Origin of the sequence: Aggregatibacter sp. oral taxon 458 str. W10330 (genome assembly GCF_000466335.1) — a bacterium.
In the GTDB taxonomy this organism is placed as follows: Bacteria; Pseudomonadota; Gammaproteobacteria; order Enterobacterales; family Pasteurellaceae; genus Aggregatibacter.
In genome coordinates this window covers 2,488-5,572 of record NZ_KE952623.1, presented here as the reverse complement: position 1 = coordinate 5,572, position 3,085 = coordinate 2,488, and the positions used below count along the sequence as shown (strand labels likewise).

At 37.6% G+C, this 3,085-nt stretch carries 3 protein-coding genes; all 3 read right to left on the bottom strand.

Annotated elements, in window-relative coordinates:
- Positions 1-386: 386 nt before the first annotated feature.
- Positions 387-671, bottom strand: a complete 285-nt coding sequence (locus HMPREF9065_RS01215) for a hypothetical protein (RefSeq protein WP_021616897.1) — start codon at positions 669-671, stop codon at positions 387-389.
- A 23-nt stretch (positions 672-694) separates the two neighbouring features.
- A complete protein-coding gene (locus HMPREF9065_RS01220) occupies positions 695-1,195 on the bottom strand; it encodes an SMI1/KNR4 family protein (protein WP_005694986.1) in 501 nt (166 codons plus the stop codon).
- Positions 1,182-3,085, bottom strand: a 1,904-nt coding sequence (locus tag HMPREF9065_RS10390) for an HNH endonuclease (RefSeq protein WP_021616896.1), incomplete at its 5' end; no start/stop codon positions are given. The genes HMPREF9065_RS01220 and HMPREF9065_RS10390, both read right to left, overlap by 14 nt.

The window sequence follows — 3,085 nt, the reverse complement described above, 5'->3', positions numbered from 1 at the left end:
TATCATTGGGGTGAACGCTTGCGCCATCAGAGGGTTTTAAAATTCTTTAAAAATTGACCGCACTTTGTACTTCTGTATTTTAAATTGTAGTCTGTTTAAATATCAAACAGACTACAAATTTCTAATAACTTAACATCAGAAATTAAACACTTTCTATACTAGCTACCTCTGAGTTTTTTAGATATAAGCATTGCTAATACTATTAATGGTGACATCCTAGAAAACATATAGAAATTAAAAGATAGTATATCCTTTATCTCAAGAATAGAAATATCACCTAGATTTATGATAAAGGTAAACACGATAAAACATAAAGATATTATTATAAATCCAGATAGAAAAACAACGAGGGAATAAATAAAAAACTGAATAATATTATTAAACACTTATTCACCTCCTAGAATTATAGATTTCATGTTTTTCTCATTATTTTCCAATTTTTTACTTGTAGCTTCACTCGCCATTGAATCGACTACTGCCCCAAATCTAACTGGTAAATATTTATAATCTTCGTATCCCCCACGATGGCGCAAGAGTCCTTGCTTGTGCCTATCAACTAAAAGTGCGGTCACAAAATCCAAAGAATTTTGAACATTGGTTCTCCCAACGTTTATGGGTAAAATTCGCAATTTTTTATTAAACAGCACAAGCGTGAGCGCTGGCGCTATCATTGGGGAAACACTATTACTCCTTGCTAATCAGGATAGCGCTCATTAAAATCATAAAGACTATCTAGAAAATCATCAAAATTATTTGCCACAGGTAAAATAAGCCATTTTCCTATTTCATCGTTATATTCATCATGAATAACTAAAGAGATCTTTGGTTCTGATGTTGTAGGAGAATCTCTATAATCAAAGCATAACCAGTTTCCTTCAGATGTATGAGCAAATGAATACACATTTTCATATCCATCTTCATCTGAATAAATAAATTGATTGTAAATATTCTCATATTGGGAATTAAATCCATCAAATCCAAATGATGCTAAAGATTCTCGTTTATGATATAGATCATAAAAATCAAAAGTGTCTTGTTCAAACTTAGGATTATTATACCTAGTCATTAATTCTCTATAAGTATTTGGCAGAGTAATGTTGAATATAGATTGAAATTTCAATATATTATTTATATCGCCTTTTCCATCAAAAGACCAAATATCAATATTTCTAAACTTTTCTTTAACGTCCTTCACTTAATGCTCCTTCTCCTATATGTTTTACCGCATCATGAATATTTGTAGGTACTAATTGCATGTTATTCGGGCTTGATTGTGCATTATGATGCCATGTAAAGCCATCTATTTTATCTTTCCCCTTCATAATCTGTTCTAATTGCGTATCAGTAAATGTAGATTTATTTATTGAGCCATCCAAGATCTTAGCTTTTAATGTAAGAGTTGCATTTACCATTTCTTTTTTACGTCTAATTTCACTGTTAATGTAATTTTCGGGCTTTTTGATTGATGTAGTAAATTTTGCCACATCATCAAAAATAGGTAGCCCTCTAGAATCATAAGGAATATTAGCAATCTCTTTTATTTCACCAAATTCATCTTTTGTGGTTATTCTTACTGCCTTTCCTTTTTCTGAAGTAATCACTTCTAGTCTTTCCCCAGTTGATAAAGTCCGGTTATTAATAGTGCTTCTTGGATTTTCAACTACAGTTGTCGATCTAACATTAGCTTTACCATACACATCTTCATAAGCCTTTCTAAACTCTTTTGAATCATAAATTCCATTTACTGAGTTATCAATATAACGAGCTGCCTCTTGTTGATGTTTAGCAGCTTCCGCTAAATTACCTAATTTTTCAGCTGCTCTTGCCTTTTGAATAGATTCTTTTGCTGCTTTTAATGGCTTGGTAACAATATCTGCTCCAGGGATGAGCCCCACTGTTGCCAAAGCATAATCAAGACCATCCTCAGCTTCGGCAAAAGATTTAATATCTCCAATCCCTGGAGTTAAATCAGCAACAAAAGAAGCGATGTCACCTGTTGTTTTTAATTTCTTAATAAGTCCAGGATGCTCTTTTTCAAAAGCCTCCATTGCTTGACGCTCAGCTTCTGAAATTTTTTCTTGCGCCTTAGCTTCAGCAGTCCAGTCAACTTGAGGATTATTAACAGCAGTTTCTAAAGCAAAATTATTCTCCACCGCCCTTTTAGCCGTCTCAGCCCCAGCCGTCGCCGCAAGGAAACTCCCCCCTTGTTCTGTTGTGGTGCCATTTGCTTTCGCCGTCAATGCCGCAGCCAATCCACCCGCCAATTGACTTAACATGCTAATGTTTTCCTTCTCATTTGCCGTTAATTCACTGACCGGTTTGCCGTAAGCTCTCGCAATGATTTCAGCCGTTGCCTCACCTGTCACTCCTGCCACTGCACCCGTCAATGGGTCTTTGCCTGTCACTTGGAACTCCACCGCAGAAAGCAGCGCATGCGCCATGAGATTCGCTGCTTTGTCTTTTGCCGTGTCGCCTGCCGTCATCTCATGGATTTTTTGATTGAGATAAGGCGAAGCCAGTGCGACAAGACTGCCTGCGGTATCATTTTGTGCCGCCGCTTGTAATGCCGCCGTCACCGCTCGAATCGCCATGCCTTTTTCACTACCTATGCCGTAAGTGCGGTCAATGTCATTTTGAATCGCGGTAATTTGTTTACCGATTTCTTGCGCTTGCGTACTCTCTTTGCCGTATTTTTCTTCCGCTTTAAATTTTTCCAATGACAGTTTATTAATCTTCTCACGCTCATTATACGTGGCGATACTTATCGCGTTGTTCGTGATGTCACCTATCACTTTCGCCATTTCTTGGCGCTCTTGCACTTTTTGTAAATCTTGCTTTTCAACACGTTGATTCGCATTCTTCGTATCCCGTGAAAGTGCGGTCAGATTTTCCGGGGTTTCGGTCTCTATCTGAATGTTGCCGCTAATGGCTGATTTGGTGGTGCTTCGCGCGCTTTCATTGGTGTTACCTAATAAACTGAGGGTGGAGCTGATAGCTTGCATCGGGTTAATGCCTCCCGTGCCCGCACCGATGCTCGCACTTTCCGTTTTAATCTCACTGCGGTTTTCAATATCTGTTGTAGAAA